The following is a 15,920-nucleotide window of genomic DNA, read 5'->3' as shown; positions in this document are numbered from 1 at the left end:
TCGATGCATACCAGGAATCAGCGTGGATGGCTGATTGCCAAGGATGGAGTTGCCGGCACCCTGGCTGGCAACTCCATGGCATCACCCGTCGATAAACACCTTCAGAGGCGGTTCGTGCATCAGGAAGTTCTGGTGCGAGATATTCCAGGCATAGGCACCCGCCAGGCTAAACACCAGCAGGTCACCAATCGCCAGTTGCGCAACAGGTTGCTGCCTGGCCAGCACATCCTTGGGCGTGCACAACTGGCCTACCAGGGTGACGTCCTGACCGCTTATCTGCGGGGGATTTGTGCCCCGCATAACCGTGAACGGATGGTTATGGTCTTGCGCTGCAGGCGTGCGGAAATGATGAGTGCCGCCTCGACCAATGGCAAAAAATTCGCCGTGGCTGCTTTTGATATCCAGCACCTGCATGACGTAATAGCCGCAGGCTGCGCTGATAAAGCGACCAATTTCGAAGCGGATTCGGGTCGCGCCCATGCCGAACTCATCAACCAGCCCCTTGAGCCCCTGACAAAACCTTGGCCAGTCGAACGACTGCGCCGGGTTCTGGTAGTTGATGCCCATGCCGCCTCCGACATTCAGCACGGGCAGTTGCAGGTCGTGGTCGACACACAACTGGCGGAAAGTCAGGAAGTAGCTGCGTATCAACGCAAGGTGCGCATCGACATCCAGCTGGTGTGACAGCATATGAAAGTGCAGCCCCTTGAGCTCCAGAGACGGCTCTTCGCGCAACAATTGCAGTGCACTTGCCAGCCCCTGCTCGTCCAGCCCGAACGGCGTGGGCTTGCCGCCCATGACCAGCCTGCTCTGCGGTGCCTGCGTCAGCTTGAGGTTCAAGCGCAACATCAGCGCAGCCCTCACGCCACGCTGGCGAGCGATGCGCGCCAGACTGCGAAGCTCGGTCACGCTCTCTACATGAAACGCCGAGATGCTGTACTGCATGGCGATATCCAGTTCACGATCAAGCTTGCCCGGGCCGCCAAAGATCAGTGGCTCGTCGGGGCACTGCTCATGCAGCCAGGTCAGCTCCCCGCCCGAGGCCGCTTCGAAACCGTCTACCCACGGTGCAAGGGTTTTCAACACCCGCGCCTCCGGGTTGGCCTTGGCGGCATAGAACAATTCGCAATTATCGGGCAGCACGGCGCGCATTGCCTTTATATGCTGTTCAAGGGCAGGCAAGTCGTAGACATAGGCACACAATGGCCCCTCGTGCTCAGCCTTGAGCTGTTCGATACAGCGGGTGACAGCGACAGGAAGAGTCATGCGCACTTACTCTTTGCAATAAACGCCAATGGGCTGGGCAGCTGGGTGTAACCTGCTTCGCGATCGGCGCGCATCATCAGACGGGTCATAAAGTTTTCCTTGCCGGGGAATGGCGCACCGGCGCACAACTCGCGCAGCTGCTGCGGATGACCGAGAAGCGCGCACTGTTCGTGCAACAGCTCGCCGGTGCGCGTCCACAACTGTTGTTCCAGAGCCTCGCTACCATTGGCCAGATGAAAAATCGCCTCGCCCAGATTATTCACCAGCGCACAGTAAGCCACCCGCTGCCAGGCCTTTTGCGCGCTGTAGTACACCGAGTTGAGGGTACGCTCGTCGAGCGCGCTCAAGCGCTCTGCCGGCCAGATTTCAGGAACCAGCTTGGTGCCCTCCAGATCGCGGATCCACACCCGGTTCGGCAAGCCGTCCTGAGCAAAGCCGACAACCGTGTTTTGTAAATGCGGCTCCAGCGCCACCCCCTGACGGAACAGGCAGTACAGCACGCCGCCGAGCATTTTCGCGGCATAGGCATCCAGCCAGTTGAGCGTGGCCTGCTCAATGCCCAGGCCGGTGATGTCGGCATAACGTCGAACCTGGTGACGACAGACACTGCGACCTTGCAAGTCCCAGGTAAACAGCGCCATTGCCACCTGCGGCTGATACGCCCCGCGATCGGCCATGGACAGGTTTTCCCGGTAAACGATACCGAAGCATTCGGTGACTTCGCGGGCCTGCTCCAGCGTACCCAAAGCACCGAGATCAAGGCTGGAGGCTGCGGGCTCGGGCATCAGCAAAAAGTCCGGTTGCCGGATTGCCAGCTCGCTCATGACCGGCCGGAGCAGATGAGTCAGGGCCACGGCACTGTCCAGCTCATACCAGGCATTCTTGCGTACGCAATTGGTCAGCCGCACATGCATCGAGAACTTCATGAAATAAGCCAGTTGCGGGTGGTAGAGCGTACGCACCGACGAGGTCGGGAACATGGCCTGACCCAGAGGGCCAAGGTATTCGATCAGACCCTGCTGTTGCGCCCGCTGCACCAGCGGATCGGCCAGTATGCGGGCGACTTCCCAGGGGTGACACGGATAGGCGTCGTCGCGCCCCGACAGTTGCTGCAGGGTACTGCGCGGGTCCTCACCCTGATGGCGAAGCAGCGCCGGGTCGATCTTGAACCAGTGCAACTGAAAACACGCCCCGACCTCAGGCGAACAGGCCAGCAAATCGTTATGGGATATACCCTCGCGGCTTTTCGGTGTCGGGTGCAGGGCATGCCCCCAGAGCTGATGCTGCTCGGATGCCAGCAGGCTGTCGGCAGCTTCGTTGGCCGGACGGGAATGACGCAGGAAGGCCCGGGTGATCTGCAGGCTGTTGGCGAACTGTTGCAGCATCTCGCCGACACGCCCGGCACCACTCAGTGGTGTACACAGAAGGCTGGCCAGTTCCCGGGCCTCCAGTGGCCGCCAGCCCTGCTGGTTGCCCTTGAAATAAGGCGCGCCGATGTAATGACAGCGGCCCAGCAGGCTGGCACTGTCGATGCGCACCACCAAACGGCCGCCCGGCAGGCTGATGCTGATGCAACGAGCGCCGGCCTGACGCAGGCTCATCGGCACATCCTGTGCCTGGTAATTCAGATCGGCTTCGTTGCGCGGCAATGCATATTCGCGCAAATAGCAATTGAGCAGGCACTCGATGGCATGGCGCTGGGCTTCACCATCAAGGGCATGGTCATTCAGGGACAAGGTATTGGGAACGAACGTCATGCCGGAATCTCCCGGGAAGTGATCATTAGAGGGCGCGCCATGACCATGGCGGCCATGGCAGCCAGGCAGGCAACCAGAAAAGGGGATGCAATGCCGCAGGTCTGAGTGACCAGAGCAGCCGTAACACCGGCAGCGGTACCGGCCCATTTGCCGCTGGAGTCAAACCAGCCGAACAGGCGCCCTGCACTGCCTTGCCGGCTGCGCTGACTAAGGCAGCGGTGCAGCCCGACAAAGCTGAGCAGCATGCCCGCGCCACTGAGCAGACGCAGGGCGAACAACGGCTCTGCCTGCACGCTCCAGAATTGCAGCGCATTGCTGATCGCCAGCAGCGCCAGCCCCGGCAACAGGACGTTGCCCTGATGCTTGTGGACCCAGGGCAAGGCCAGCAGATAAACCAAATGCGGCAGGCTGTAGAGCACACCGATCAAGGTGTCGTTACCTATCCCCAATTGTTCACCGTATGGCATGAAGTAGGGAAAGGTGACCACCATGGCGAAGCTGAACAGGAACTGCACCGCCAGCAGGCGCGCCATGTCGGCTGGCAGTTGGCCTGGCGGCGGTTTTTGTTTGCTGTCCAGGGCATGCCCGGGCTTGTCGTTGGGCAGCGCCAACACCAGAACAAATGCCAGCAGCGGCAACCACGCCAGCCAGCTGTAAAGGTTGATGCCCAAGCCCCGGGAGGTCAGCAGCCCCAGCAGGATCGGGCCGCTGATCATTGCCAGCCGTGCCGAATACTGGGTCCAGTTCAGGGCGCGGGACAGCCCGGAGCCCTTGAGCTGGGTCGACAGGTAGGCGTTGGAGGCCGCCATTGCTCCGCCGAAGGTGCCCTGGATAACCAATGCCAGCACGAACACGGTCAGATTGGGGCTCAAGCCTGCCAGCAGAAAACCCGCGAACAACCCGGCATGGGCGCGCAGCAACGACAGACGACAACCGTTGCGATCGGCCCAGCGCCCCCATACTGGCGCGGCCAGGGCGGTGCACAGGGTTGGCAGGACAAACAGCACGCCGATGGCCCATCCCGGCGTGCCGGGCGCGAGGTCGCCCAGGATGTGCGGTAGATAGAGCGGAATCCCCAGCGCCGTAAAGGCCGACAGGTAATGCCCCAACAAGACGCTGGCGATTAAACGGCGCTGCATGGCACCTCCTCCAGCAGGAAATTCGCCGCGCTGTAGCCATAGAACTTGTTGATATCACTGGCACCGGAATGCGCCTTGCTGAACAGGCTGCCGGCGCTGAGCAGGTACTTGACCGGCAACCTTGGGCTGTCGAGCAACCAGCGGCGTGCGTCGTCACAGTTGATGCCTTCGGCTTCGAGTTGCTGCAGACAACCGCTCAAGCGCCGGCGCAGTGTGTCGTACAGGCTGGCTTGAGGCGCCAGCCCCGCTGCCGCAATGGCCTGCAAAATAGCGACGATATTCAGTTGCAGGGTGATGGTGCAGAACATCTCGGCCAAAGGCTGACTGCTGTTGACACGAATGCGCTCATCCTGCAAGGCGGCTGGCAGCCCGGCCAGATCCGCACAAGCTGCAGCGAAACGTTGCGGCCAAAGGCGCGCGGCGTCGTTGTCCTTCATCAACAGGCGCATTGGCCGGCCGTGTTCGAATATCAGCACGGCGTTCTGCTGGTTGGCCTCAAGCGCGATGCCGTATCGCAGCCACAGCCGTAGATGAACCTGCAGTAACAGGTCAAGGTAGTCGTCGAGCCAGTGTTGCAGGGAGCCGGCATAAAAACCCTCGACCAGCTGTTCGAGGAACAGGCGCCCACCCGCAAGAGGGCTGGCCAGTGCAGCCACCGGCACCAGTGTGGTGTGCTCCAGCCCCGCCGGATAGCGGCGCACGATATAGGCCAGATGACGGCTTTGGGCGACATGACCGCCGTGTTGTTCATCTACGTGCAAATAGCGTGATCCCAACTCCGGATCTCGCCTGGCGAGCGCCTGCAAGGTGGTTTCAAACCAGTGGCCGTCGTACAGGGTGGTCGGTTTGATCAGACGCAGATTGCGCGCGCCCAGGGTAGTGACCAGCAACGGTAATTTGATATGCCAATGGGGCTGATCAATGCACACCACCGTACGCACGGACAGCGTCGGCTCAACCTGCATGGCCGTGTGTGGCGCCTTGAGTGCGCCCTCAGGCAAGCCATACTGTTCAAGCACAGCCCAGGTCAACGGATGCACCGGCAGCAGTGAGTGGCTGTTGTGCAAAGTGCCTGGCAAGCCTACCTCCTCGAAACCCGGCCAGTGCGGCGGCTGCACACTGGTGAGGGTCATGGCCTGCTTGGGGATCGCCAGCCAGTTGAGTTTGAAACGCGGTGCAAACTCCGGCGCATAGCGTTCAAGGGCTGCGTCATCGAAGCCGCTTTTGGCCCGTGCAGTCGGGTAGTACGGGTGGTCCAGATAGCTGGCCAGCTGATCAATCTTCAACAGGCGCTGCGACCAGTGCTGGAGCCCGATCACATCGCCGAGCGCGGCGGCATTGCGTTGACCGGCCTGCTTGCACAGGGTCCGGTGTTGCGTGGCGCAATCGGCCTCTTTCAGATACGCCTCGAACAACCCCAGGCTTTCAGCGTCCAGACCCTGGCTCAGGTGGCCAAGCCAGAGCGAGTAGCCACGCTGGACCTCAGGCGGGTGCTGTCGCGATACCCGGATCCAGGCATCGCCGGTAACACTCCAATCCTGCAACGGATACGCCTTGACCACTGGCAGCCACAACTCGTCAGCCGCCAGATCGGTGATCCGCAGCCAGATGCCGCTGGATTGATGCGCAAGCAGCTGATGCAACGCCTCGGGCAGCGGACAGATCCGGCCCTGACTGACAACTCCGCGGATATCTTCACGCAGGCAGCAATCGATGATGCGGCGGGTGATGTAGGCCTGATCGGCAGCTTCTGGTTGCAGGTTCATGCCACCACCCATTTCAGGTCGTTGAGGGTCGAATGCAATTGCGCATCCAGGCTCACGTCATCCGGGGCAATCAGGCGCAATACGCCGACGTAGTCCTTGTTGGAGTGGCTGATGGTCACCGTGTCGCCGGGATGTTGCAGCGCCCGGTAATCGCACCAGTGGTCTGCGGATTCGACATTGAAACTGGCACTGGCCTGATCCAGCCGCCCCGAACGCTCGGCCACCAGATAGTGCACGGTTGCCTGGGCCCGAGCCGGTTGTGCGTCGACCAGCGCCTGCCCCAGATGCAGGGCAACGATTCGGTCAAACCAGCCCTGTGGCAGCAGCCGGTCCAGCAAAAACTCGCGGCCGTCACCGATACTGCGATAGTTGATCTCGACCAGCACCGGGCCTTGTGCGGTGAGGATGAATTCGCTGTGACAAACGCCAAAATTGACCCCGAATGCCGCCACTTGCGCCAGCGCCGCGGTACGCTGTGCGCTGCTTAGCGGGCCATTCCAGCGGGCAGCGAGTTCGACAAAATGGGGCGGCGCAGAAAGGCTTACGTCAAAGCCGCCAATGGCTTGCAGGCTACGACCGTCACCGAGGGTCTCAAGGGTGAACAGTGGCCCTTCCAGGTAAGCCTCCAGCAGCAGTGCACGGTCCGGTTGCTGCTCCCAGAACCGTTCACAGTAAGCACTCAGTTCAGCGGCGTTGTGACACAAGCGCACGTCCAGGCTGGCCACCCCTTCACGGGGCTTGGCCACCACTGGCCATGGCGCATCAGCAGGCAACGCGCAGCCCGAGGCAAGCACCTGGAACCACGGCCCGGGCAGACCCAGACGCTGCATGCGCTCACGCATGGCGGCCTTGTTCTTGGCGGCATGGCACAACCGCCAGTTCTTGCCGGGGCACTCGAACGCCTCCGCCACGACTGCTGTCGCGGTTTGCAGGTGATCGCTGTTGGAAAATACGGCAACCGGGCGCAAACCCTGGCCATTGAGGGTTTCGATGACCGCCAGCGGGTTGAATACATCACATTCGATCACCTGCAGCCGGTCCGGCGAAAGAGACGAGCCGGCAAGCAGGCGACGATGTTCCTGAGCATGATCGGTGATCAGCACAATTGGCAGCCCGCGCTGCTGCGCGGCTGGCATAAAGCCCTCGAGAATGGCTGGGTGTGTGACGTGAGCAAGGATGACGAATGGACGTTGCATGGCACTTTCCTGGGGGCAACAGTTGCCCGTCCCGCAGGATGGGCAACTGATTTACAAAAGCGCGTGTGCGCGGTTTAGAAGCGGTAATTGACGCCTAAGGTGAGCGAACGCTCTGGCGCGGGTTGACGACCCCAAGGGCTGGTGTCGATACCTCGGAAATAGTATTCGCGGTTGAACAGGTTACTGATGCCCGCCGAGGCGGTCAGGATGCTCTTGTCGGCCAGCGGGAACTCACGTTCGATAGCCGTGTTCCACACCCAGTAAGAAGGCAGTTCACCCACGCTGGCAGAGGCGTTTTCTTCGCGGGTATTGGCAGCGTCGGTGTAGGCCTTGCTGATGTAAAGACCGTCGAGGTTGTAGGTCCAGTGCTCGGCAAAACGGTAGCGGGCATCCACCATAAACTGGTTTCGCGAGGAGTACGGCACTTCGTTGTCTTTGTAAGTGCCGTTGCGTTGTTTGGCATCGAGGTAGGCATAACCGGCATGCAGGTCCAGATCACGCATGGCCTGCGGGGTCCAGAAAATATCGGTCTCGAAACCCTGATGACGTGTGCTGCCAAGGTTGTCGAAACGGTCGGTGGTAGCGTTGTAGACAATCTGGTCATCAAAGTCGATGCGGTACAGGTTGAAGTCGACACGCATGCCCTCCCACGGGGTGTAACGCACACCGGTCTCGTAGTTCCAGGCCAGCTCGGCACCGACCGCGCCTTCCTTGACGATCTGCGTAACCTGAGGTGGACGCAGGGACTTCTGCGCGTTGGCATAGACATACCAGGCGTCGTTGGCCTGGTAACCCACGGTCAGGCCCGGCAGCCATTCTTCAGACTTGTTCTCGCGCTCGAACCCGGTGATGCCATCGCTGTAGTTCATGCGCGCGTTTTCATAGCGCGCGCCGGGGGTGATGGTCAGGCGATGATCAAGCAGGCTGATGGCGTTGCTGATGTAGAAGGCACGGGCGCTGTCATCGAATTTCCAGTCGCGAAACGGTGCAGTCACACCCGTAGCCAGACTCTGCCGGTTGACCTTGTAACTGATGTCTTCGCTGACATAGCGGGCACCGAGTAGCCAGGTCTGGCCGACGGTGTCGCCATCGATGGTGGCGCTGATGCGCGGCTCCGAACCCCAAACCTTGAAGTCACGCGGGCCGTCCTGCTTGGTCACGGCCGTACCGTCCGGAGTGAACGGCAGGCCTACGACGAAATTGCGGTAGCTGTTGTGGGCAAAGTTGGTCCAGCTGAACTCCACCGAATCGAACGGCCCCATGGCGCCAAGACGCTGGGTGTAAGTGCCCCACACACGATCCGTGTCACCCTCGAAGCGGTCCAGCGGGCGCGTTGACTGGCGCGGGTCGTCCTTGTAGTCCTTGACGCTGAGGGCACCGGCCAGGTCCATGTCGGCCTTGTAATGCTGAACGCCGAAACTCAGATCCCGGTCATCATCGATGTTCCACTGGCCGCGCAGGCGATAGTTCTGCACATCCGTATCGGAGTGCTCGCGCCCGTATTCGCCGCTCAGGGTATTGATGTCCAGTTGCAGCCCGAAGTTGTCGGTCAGGTAGCCGCCGGTGCCCAGATAGGTATCCCACAACTGGCGCCCGCCAGCATTGAACGTGGTTTTCTCCTGCAGGGTGGTTTCCCATTCGCGGGGAATCGGCTTGCTGATGAAGTTGATCACCCCGCCGACGTTGTTCGGACCGTATTGCACCGCTGCGCCCCCGCGCACGATATCAACCCGGTCGACCGTGGCCATGGTCATTGGGAACAGCGACAGGCCGGTCTGGCCATAGGGTGCCAGCGCGAGCGGGATGCCGTCCGACAAGGCCTGGATGCGTCCGCTGCGGCTCTCGTACAGGCCGCGCACCGAAATCTGGGGCAGCGCACCGGTACCGGTCTCGTCGAAAATCTTGATGCCCGGAACCCGTTGCAGCGCATCATCCAGGCCACGGGTGCTGGCTTTTTTCAGGTCGCTCGAATCGATGACGCTGCGACTCCCGGCATAGGTACGCACTTCCTGATCGCTGGCGGCACCCAGTACATCGCCCTCAATCGTCATGGGCGCCAGCTCAACGCTATGGCCGGGGGGTTGTTGATCGGCGGCCATGGCAGCCTGGCAAATACCCAGTGTCATGAGGCTCAGTGAAAAGTGTAGGGATATTGTTTTCATTGGACTACGTCGACTCATTATTGCTGTTGGAGAGAATGCAGGCGGGCTTTGAGTGCGTTATGCAGCAAGCCACGGTCTTCACCGGCCAGAAAACTGCGCACGCCGCGGGCGCGCCATAGCGCGTTCTGTTCGACGGTGCGGGGGTTGGCGCAAAAAGCGACGCCGGCGCCAAGACAGGCGTCGGCCATGCCTTGCAGGGTTTGCCAGACCCGAGGATTGAGAGGATCAGGCCCCAGGCCGAGATCGAGGGCCAGGTCCAGGGCGCCTTCCATGATCATGCCGACCCCGTCCAGTTGCAGGATGTCGCCCAGCGCGTCAACACCGGCGCGGCTTTCGATCATGGGAATGATGGGGGTCTGGCGGTTGGCCAGATCGATGTATTCGGGCAGTGGCAGGCGACCGAAGCCGGTGATGCGCCCACCGGTCATGCCGCGCTTGCCCAGGGGCGGAAAAAAGGCCGCCTCAATGGCGCGCTGAACCTGTACGGCGCTTTCGGTGCGTGACAGCACGATGGTTTCGATACCGGCGTCCAGCGCCCTGCCGATCAGTTTCTCGTCCACTTGCGCCATGCGCAGCCAGGGCGAAATACCTGCGGCCTCACATGCCCGAACACAATGCATGATGTCTTCTTCGGAGCGCAGCAAGTGCTCCAGATCAAGAATTACAAAGTCGTAGCCGGCAAACGCGAGCATCTCGCAAAGCATGGGTGAAGGCAGGGAGTTGAGCATGCCATAAACAACTTTCCCGTCTTGTAGCCGGGAAAAAACCGGAGAAGTTTTTATCACTGACACAGGTCCTTTTAGCGAGGCAGCACTGGTGCCAATAATAATCATTCTCAGATATAGGTAAACGATTTTTATTATCGAATAGCGATATTCGTGACGAACATCTTAAAAAAAACGTTTCAGGTTGTAGGAAAATGGCCATAAGCCATTGTTTTGCTGAGGTCCAGGTCCAGGGGGGAGAATCTGTACCTTGCCAAATTTCAGGCAAAAAAAAGCCGCTATCGCTAGCGGCTTTTTTACTATCTGGCTCCACGACCTGGACTCGAACCAGGGACCCAATGATTAACAGTCATTTGCTCTACCAACTGAGCTATCGCGGAATGGCGTCTATCTTACTGATATAAAAAGAGAAGTCAACACTTTTGCTGACTTCTACCTGCATTATTCAGATGACCTGAACAATGGCGTCGGTTACCGCCTCAATGTTGCGCTGGTTCAAAGAAGCCACGCAGATTCGGCCGGTATCAAGGGCATAAATACCGAATTCGGTACGCAGACGCGTTACTTGTTCAACGGTCAGACCGGAGTACGAGAACATGCCACGCTGACGTGCAACAAAGCTGAAGTCATGCCCAGGAGCCTTTTTCGACAGCAGCTCAACCATTTGCAGACGCATGCCACGAATGCGCAGGCGCATTTCTGCCAGCTCGTCTTCCCACATCGCACGCAGCTCAGGGCTGTTAAGCACGGCTGCAGCAATGGTTGCACCGTGAGTCGGCGGGTTGGAGTAGTTGGTACGGATCACGCGTTTGACCTGGGACAGCACACGGGCGCTCTCTTCCTTCGATTCGGTGATGATCGACAGTGCACCGACACGCTCGCCGTACAGAGAAAACGACTTGGAGAACGAGCTGGAAACAAAGAAGCTCAGGCCCGAGCCGGCGAACAGGCGTACTGCTGCTGCGTCTTCGTCGATGCCGTCGCCAAAGCCCTGGTAGGCCATGTCCAGGAACGGGATCAGGCCTTTGGCCTTGACCACGTCCAGCACGTTCTGCCAGTCGGCCGGGGTCAGGTCGACACCGGTCGGGTTGTGGCAGCAAGCGTGCAGCACAACAATGGAGCCGGCCGGCAAGGCATTCAGATCTTCGAGCATGCCGGAACGGTTGACGTCATGGCTGGCGGCGTCGTAATAACGGTAGTTCTGCACCGGAAAACCGGCGGCTTCAAACAGTGCACGGTGGTTTTCCCAGCTTGGATCGCTGATCGCGACTACTGCGCCTGGCTGCAGTTGCTTAAGGAAGTCAGCACCGATTTTCAGCGCGCCGGTACCGCCAACGGCTTGAGTGGTGATCACCCGGCCAGCTGCCAGCAACGGCGACTCGGCACCGAACAACAGCTTTTGCACGGCCTGGTCGTAGGCGGCAATACCATCGATCGGCAAATAACCGCGCGACGCGTGCTGGGCAACCCGGATCGTTTCGGCTTCGACAACGGCACGCAAGAGCGGAATTCGTCCCTCTTCGTTGCAGTAAACACCAACCCCCAGGTTCACTTTGCTGGTACGGGTATCGGCGTTGAATGCTTCGTTGAGGCCCAGGATAGGATCGCGTGGTGCCATTTCGACAGCGGAGAACAGGCTCATTATTACGGCGGCTCTGAATGGGGAATGGAGGGGGTGACAACGCTCCAGCCGATTGCACTAGAGCGGTGCACAAACGGGGAGCAAGTATAAGCCCGATCAGGATTCGGGCAACAGCCTATTGCCGGTTTTACCCAAGTATTTGAGTTTATTTTCAGGCCACTGGTCTAATTGCAATCTTTGCCGATATGCCCGTATCAGAGCTGTACCTTGAAACAGTCGAACATGACCTCCATATTTAGCCGTATCCTGTTTTTTCCTGCGGCCTGAGTCGCATGCACTTATAAAGGCTACTGCTTTTATAGAAGCAAACCCTGAGGTCCTTCATGCCCGATTTTCAGCTTGTTACCCGCTTCAAGCCCGCAGGCGATCAACCCGAAGCCATTCGCCAGATGATTGAAGGCATCGAAGCCGGCCTGTCGCACCAGACCCTGCTCGGGGTAACCGGTTCGGGCAAGACGTTCAGCATTGCCAACGTGATCGCCCATGTGAACCGCCCCACCCTGGTGCTGGCGCCCAATAAAACCCTGGCTGCCCAGCTGTACGGCGAGTTCAAGTCATTCTTCCCGAACAACGCGGTGGAGTACTTCGTCTCGTACTATGACTACTACCAGCCCGAAGCGTACGTGCCCTCCTCCGATACCTTTATCGAGAAGGATGCCTCGATCAACGACCATATCGAGCAGATGCGCCTGTCCGCAACCAAGGCCCTGCTGGAGCGCAAGGACGCGATCATCGTTACCACGGTGTCGTGCATTTATGGCCTGGGCAGCCCCGAGACCTATCTGAAGATGGTGTTGCACGTCGACCGTGGCGACAAGCTCGACCAGCGCGAGTTGCTGCGCCGCCTGGCCGATCTGCAATACACCCGCAACGATATGGACTTTGCCCGCGCCACCTTCCGCGTGCGCGGCGATGTGATCGACATCTATCCTGCCGAATCGGATCTGGAGGCGGTGCGCATCGAACTGTTCGATGATGAAGTCGAAAGCATCAGTGCCTTTGACCCGCTGACCGGCGAAGTCATCCGCAAGATGCCGCGCTTTACCTTCTACCCCAAGAGCCACTATGTGACACCGCGCGAAACCCTGCTCGACGCCGTGGAAGGGATCAAGGAAGAACTCAAGGAGCGGCTCGAATACCTGCGGTCCAACAACAAGCTGGTCGAGGCCCAGCGCCTGGAACAGCGCACCCGCTTCGATCTGGAAATGATCATGGAGCTGGGTTACTGCAACGGCATCGAAAACTACTCGCGCTACCTTTCGGGCCGCGAGTCCGGGGCCCCGCCACCGACCCTGTTCGACTACCTGCCGGCCGACGCGCTGCTGGTGATCGACGAGTCTCACGTCAGCGTGCCGCAAGTGGGCGCCATGTACAAAGGCGACCGTTCACGTAAAGAGACCCTGGTGGAATATGGCTTCCGCCTGCCCTCGGCACTGGACAACCGGCCGATGCGTTTTGACGAATGGGAACGCATCAGCCCGCAGACCATTTTTGTTTCCGCCACCCCTGGCAACTACGAAGCCGAACATTCGGGCCGCGTGGTCGAGCAGGTGGTGCGCCCCACCGGCCTGGTCGATCCGCAGATCGAAGTGCGTCCGGCCCTCACCCAGGTCGACGATTTGCTCTCCGAGATTGCCAAGCGCGTGGCGCTGGAAGAGCGTGTACTGGTCACCACCCTGACCAAACGCATGTCCGAAGACCTCACCGATTACCTGGCCGACCATGGCGTGCGGGTACGCTATCTGCACTCGGATATCGACACCGTGGAGCGCGTCGAAATCATCCGCGATCTGCGCCTGGGCGTATTTGACGTGCTGGTGGGGATCAACCTGCTGCGTGAAGGGCTGGACATGCCAGAGGTGTCGCTGGTGGCGATCCTGGACGCCGACAAGGAGGGCTTCCTGCGCTCCGAACGCTCGTTGATCCAGACCATTGGCCGGGCGGCGCGTAACCTCAATGGCCGGGCGATTCTGTACGCTGATCGCATCACCGGCTCGATGGAACGCGCCATTGGCGAGACCGAACGCCGGCGCGAGAAACAGATCGCTTTCAACCTCGCCAACGGCATTACGCCCAAAGGCGTGTTCAAGGATGTCGCGGATATCATGGAGGGTGCGGTGGTGCCGGGTTCGCGCAGCAAAAAGCGCAAAGGCATGGCCAAGGCCGCGGAAGAAAACGCCAAGTACGAGAACGAGCTGCGCTCGCCCAGCGAGATCAGCAAGCGCATTCGCCAACTGGAAGAAAAAATGTACGCCCTGGCCCGCGATCTCGAGTTCGAGGCGGCAGCGCAAATGCGCGACGAAATCGGCAAACTGCGCGAGCGGTTATTGCAGGTTTAACGCCCCACATTGTCCCTGTGGGAGCGGGCTTGCTCGCGATTGGATCGATGCGGTGTATCAGGTAAACCGCGCCGTTTCTATCGCGAGCAAGCCCGCTCCCACAGGGCAATCTCTCAGACGGCTACCGCCGCTACCGCCTCGACCTCAAACAACATCTCATCCAGCGCCAGGCGCGGCACCGGGATCAAGGTGCAGGCCGGGGCCGGCAGCTCCCCCCATACCCGCTTCACTTCGGCGCCCAAAATCTGCAAGCGCTCCAGGCTGTGATCCACGATCAATACGGTGATCTTGGCCACGTCCTTGATCTGTGCATCGGCCGCTGCCAGGGCGATCTGCAGGTTGGCAAAGGCCTGGCGCACCTGCTCGGCGAAGTCCGTCGACAGCTCACTGTCGGCGTTCTCGCCGCCCTGGCCGGCGGTGTACACCAGCCGCACATTCGCGGCCACACGGGCAACATGGGAGTAACCGTTGGGCGCAGGGTCATACAGCCCGACGGGGTTGAGCAACAGCACTGCGGAGTCAGAATTCTTGTCCATAAAATACGCACCAGTGGCAGTGGGATAAGCAAGCGCGCTATTCAACCACTCTCGCCAAGCCGTACGCCAGCGCCCTCGCGACACAGGCCGCAAATATGCAAGGATGTTACGCCGCAGCGCACCAAAGCCGTTTTCCAAGGATGACCATGACTGCCATCACCACCCAAATGCCCCTTGTGCCGGGGCGCCTCGAACAAATGTCGACCCGCATTGCCTTTTTCATCGCCGGTTTTGGCCTCGCCGCCTGGGCGCCACTGGTGCCCTACGCCAAAGCCCGTGCGGGACTGGACGAGGCCACTTTGGGCTTGTTATTGCTGTGCCTGGGCGCGGGCTCAATCCTGGCGATGCCCATTGCCGGCATCCTCGCCAGCCGTTATGGCTGCCGCCGGGTGCTGGTGGGCGGCACGCTGTTGATCTGCCTCGCGCTGCCACTGCTGGCGACGGTCAGTGCCATACCGCTACTGATCGCCACACTGTTCTTGTTTGGCGCTGGGCTCGGCGCCGTCGACTCCACCGTCAACTTGCAGGCCGTGATCGTCGAGCGTGCCAGCGGGCGCACCATGATGTCGGGTTTTCATGGGCTGTTCAGTGTCGGCGGAATTGCCGGTGCGGCCGGGGTCAGCGCCCTGCTGGCGCTGGGCCTGACGCCGCTGTGGGCGATTGTGGTGGTGATTGCATTGATCCTCGCAGCCCTGCTCAAGGCTGCTCCGCACCTGCTGCCTTATGGCAGCGAAAGCAACGGTCCGGCGTTTGCCGTGCCCCACGGCGTGGTGCTCTTTATCGGCTTGCTGTGCTTTACCGTGTTCCTGGCCGAAGGCGCAATGCTCGACTGGAGCGCCGTATTCCTGACCTCCGAGAAAGGCATTGGCGATGCCTATGCCGGGCTGGGTTATGCCGCGTTTGCCTTGACCATGACCGCGGGCCGACTGATGGGCGATACCATCGTCAAGCGTCTGGGTGCGCGGCTGGTGATTGTCCTGGGTGGGTTGTTTGCCGCCGCGGGCATGGCCCTGGCAACCCTGGCACCGAACTGGGAGTCAGCATTGCTCGGTTATGCGCTGGTGGGCGCAGGGTGTTCGAATATCGTGCCGGTGCTGTACACCGCCGTGGGCAAACAGACCGTAATGCCGGAACATATCGCCGTGCCAGCCATTACCACCCTGGGGTATGCGGGGATTCTGGCAGGGCCTGCGGCCATCGGCTTTATTGCCCATGCCAGCAGCCTGGGCGCGGCCTTTTTGCTGATCACCGCCATGCTGATAGCCGTAGCCATCAGCGGGCGGATTTTGCGGGTTTAGAGCGAGCCCCTCACCCCAGCCCTCTCCCGGCGGTAGAGGGGGCCGATGGGTGGTGTTGCACAAATTTGCTTCTGCTTTTAGTCCCCTCTCCCTC

Annotated in this window: 11 protein-coding genes and 1 tRNA gene; 2 read left to right on the top strand and 10 right to left on the bottom strand. The window is 60.3% G+C overall.

Annotation, left to right across the window (positions count from 1 at the left end; translation table 11 throughout):
• Positions 1-81: 81 nt before the first annotated feature.
• From GHN92_RS02540 to GHN92_RS02500, 9 genes are all read right to left on the bottom strand, one after another.
• The gene (locus tag GHN92_RS02540) at positions 82-1,266 is read right to left on the bottom strand and encodes a type III PLP-dependent enzyme (protein WP_153379303.1); all 1,185 of its coding nucleotides are present in this window, start codon (positions 1,264-1,266) and stop codon (positions 82-84) included.
• Positions 1,263-3,023 (bottom strand): IucA/IucC family siderophore biosynthesis protein, encoded by a 1,761-nt coding sequence (locus GHN92_RS02535; protein ID WP_153379301.1) that lies wholly within the window; start codon positions 3,021-3,023, stop codon positions 1,263-1,265. Before GHN92_RS02535 ends, GHN92_RS02540 begins: the two co-directional genes overlap by 4 nt.
• The gene (locus GHN92_RS02530) at positions 3,020-4,162 is read right to left on the bottom strand and encodes an MFS transporter (protein WP_153379299.1); all 1,143 of its coding nucleotides are present in this window, start codon (positions 4,160-4,162) and stop codon (positions 3,020-3,022) included. Before GHN92_RS02530 ends, GHN92_RS02535 begins: the two co-directional genes overlap by 4 nt.
• Positions 4,147-5,928 (bottom strand): IucA/IucC family protein, encoded by a 1,782-nt coding sequence (locus GHN92_RS02525; protein ID WP_095031699.1) that lies wholly within the window; start codon positions 5,926-5,928, stop codon positions 4,147-4,149. Before GHN92_RS02525 ends, GHN92_RS02530 begins: the two co-directional genes overlap by 16 nt.
• Positions 5,925-7,124 carry an acetyl-CoA carboxylase biotin carboxylase subunit family protein gene (locus GHN92_RS02520; RefSeq protein ID WP_153379297.1) on the bottom strand — a complete coding sequence of 400 codons (1,200 nt, stop codon included), beginning with the start codon at positions 7,122-7,124 and terminating at the stop codon, positions 5,925-5,927. The genes GHN92_RS02525 and GHN92_RS02520 overlap by 4 nt, the downstream gene beginning before the upstream one ends.
• A gap of 74 nt (positions 7,125-7,198) precedes the next feature.
• Complete coding sequence (locus GHN92_RS02515; protein WP_095024765.1) at positions 7,199-9,286, bottom strand: TonB-dependent siderophore receptor; 2,088 nt, start codon at positions 9,284-9,286, stop codon at positions 7,199-7,201.
• A gap of 17 nt (positions 9,287-9,303) precedes the next feature.
• Complete coding sequence (locus GHN92_RS02510) at positions 9,304-10,014, bottom strand: HpcH/HpaI aldolase/citrate lyase family protein (RefSeq protein ID WP_153379295.1); 711 nt, start codon at positions 10,012-10,014, stop codon at positions 9,304-9,306.
• Between the two features lie 301 nt (positions 10,015-10,315).
• Positions 10,316-10,391 (bottom strand) — tRNA-Asn (locus GHN92_RS02505).
• 65 nt (positions 10,392-10,456) lie between these two features.
• Positions 10,457-11,653 (bottom strand): amino acid aminotransferase, encoded by a 1,197-nt coding sequence (locus GHN92_RS02500; RefSeq protein WP_095023547.1) that lies wholly within the window; start codon positions 11,651-11,653, stop codon positions 10,457-10,459.
• Positions 11,654-11,976: 323 nt separating this feature from the next.
• Here GHN92_RS02500 and uvrB point away from each other — a divergent pair, with 323 nt between their 5' ends.
• A complete protein-coding gene (uvrB, locus tag GHN92_RS02495) occupies positions 11,977-13,992 on the top strand; it encodes an excinuclease ABC subunit UvrB (RefSeq protein WP_095020062.1) in 2,016 nt (671 codons plus the stop codon).
• Positions 13,993-14,105: 113 nt separating this feature from the next.
• Here the strand turns inward: uvrB and GHN92_RS02490 are convergent, their stop codons facing one another.
• Complete coding sequence (locus tag GHN92_RS02490) at positions 14,106-14,528, bottom strand: RidA family protein (RefSeq protein WP_095024768.1); 423 nt, start codon at positions 14,526-14,528, stop codon at positions 14,106-14,108.
• Positions 14,529-14,674: 146 nt separating this feature from the next.
• On the opposite strand from GHN92_RS02490, the gene GHN92_RS02485 reads away from it, so the two are divergent.
• Positions 14,675-15,826, top strand: a complete 1,152-nt coding sequence (locus tag GHN92_RS02485) for an MFS transporter (RefSeq protein ID WP_095000468.1) — start codon at positions 14,675-14,677, stop codon at positions 15,824-15,826.
• Positions 15,827-15,920 lie beyond the last annotated feature (94 nt).

Origin of the sequence: Pseudomonas sp. FSL R10-2964 (assembly GCF_009600035.1) — a bacterium.
GTDB lineage: Bacteria > Pseudomonadota > Gammaproteobacteria > Pseudomonadales > Pseudomonadaceae > Aquipseudomonas > Aquipseudomonas bubulae.
This window is presented reverse-complemented; position numbering and strand designations above follow the sequence as displayed.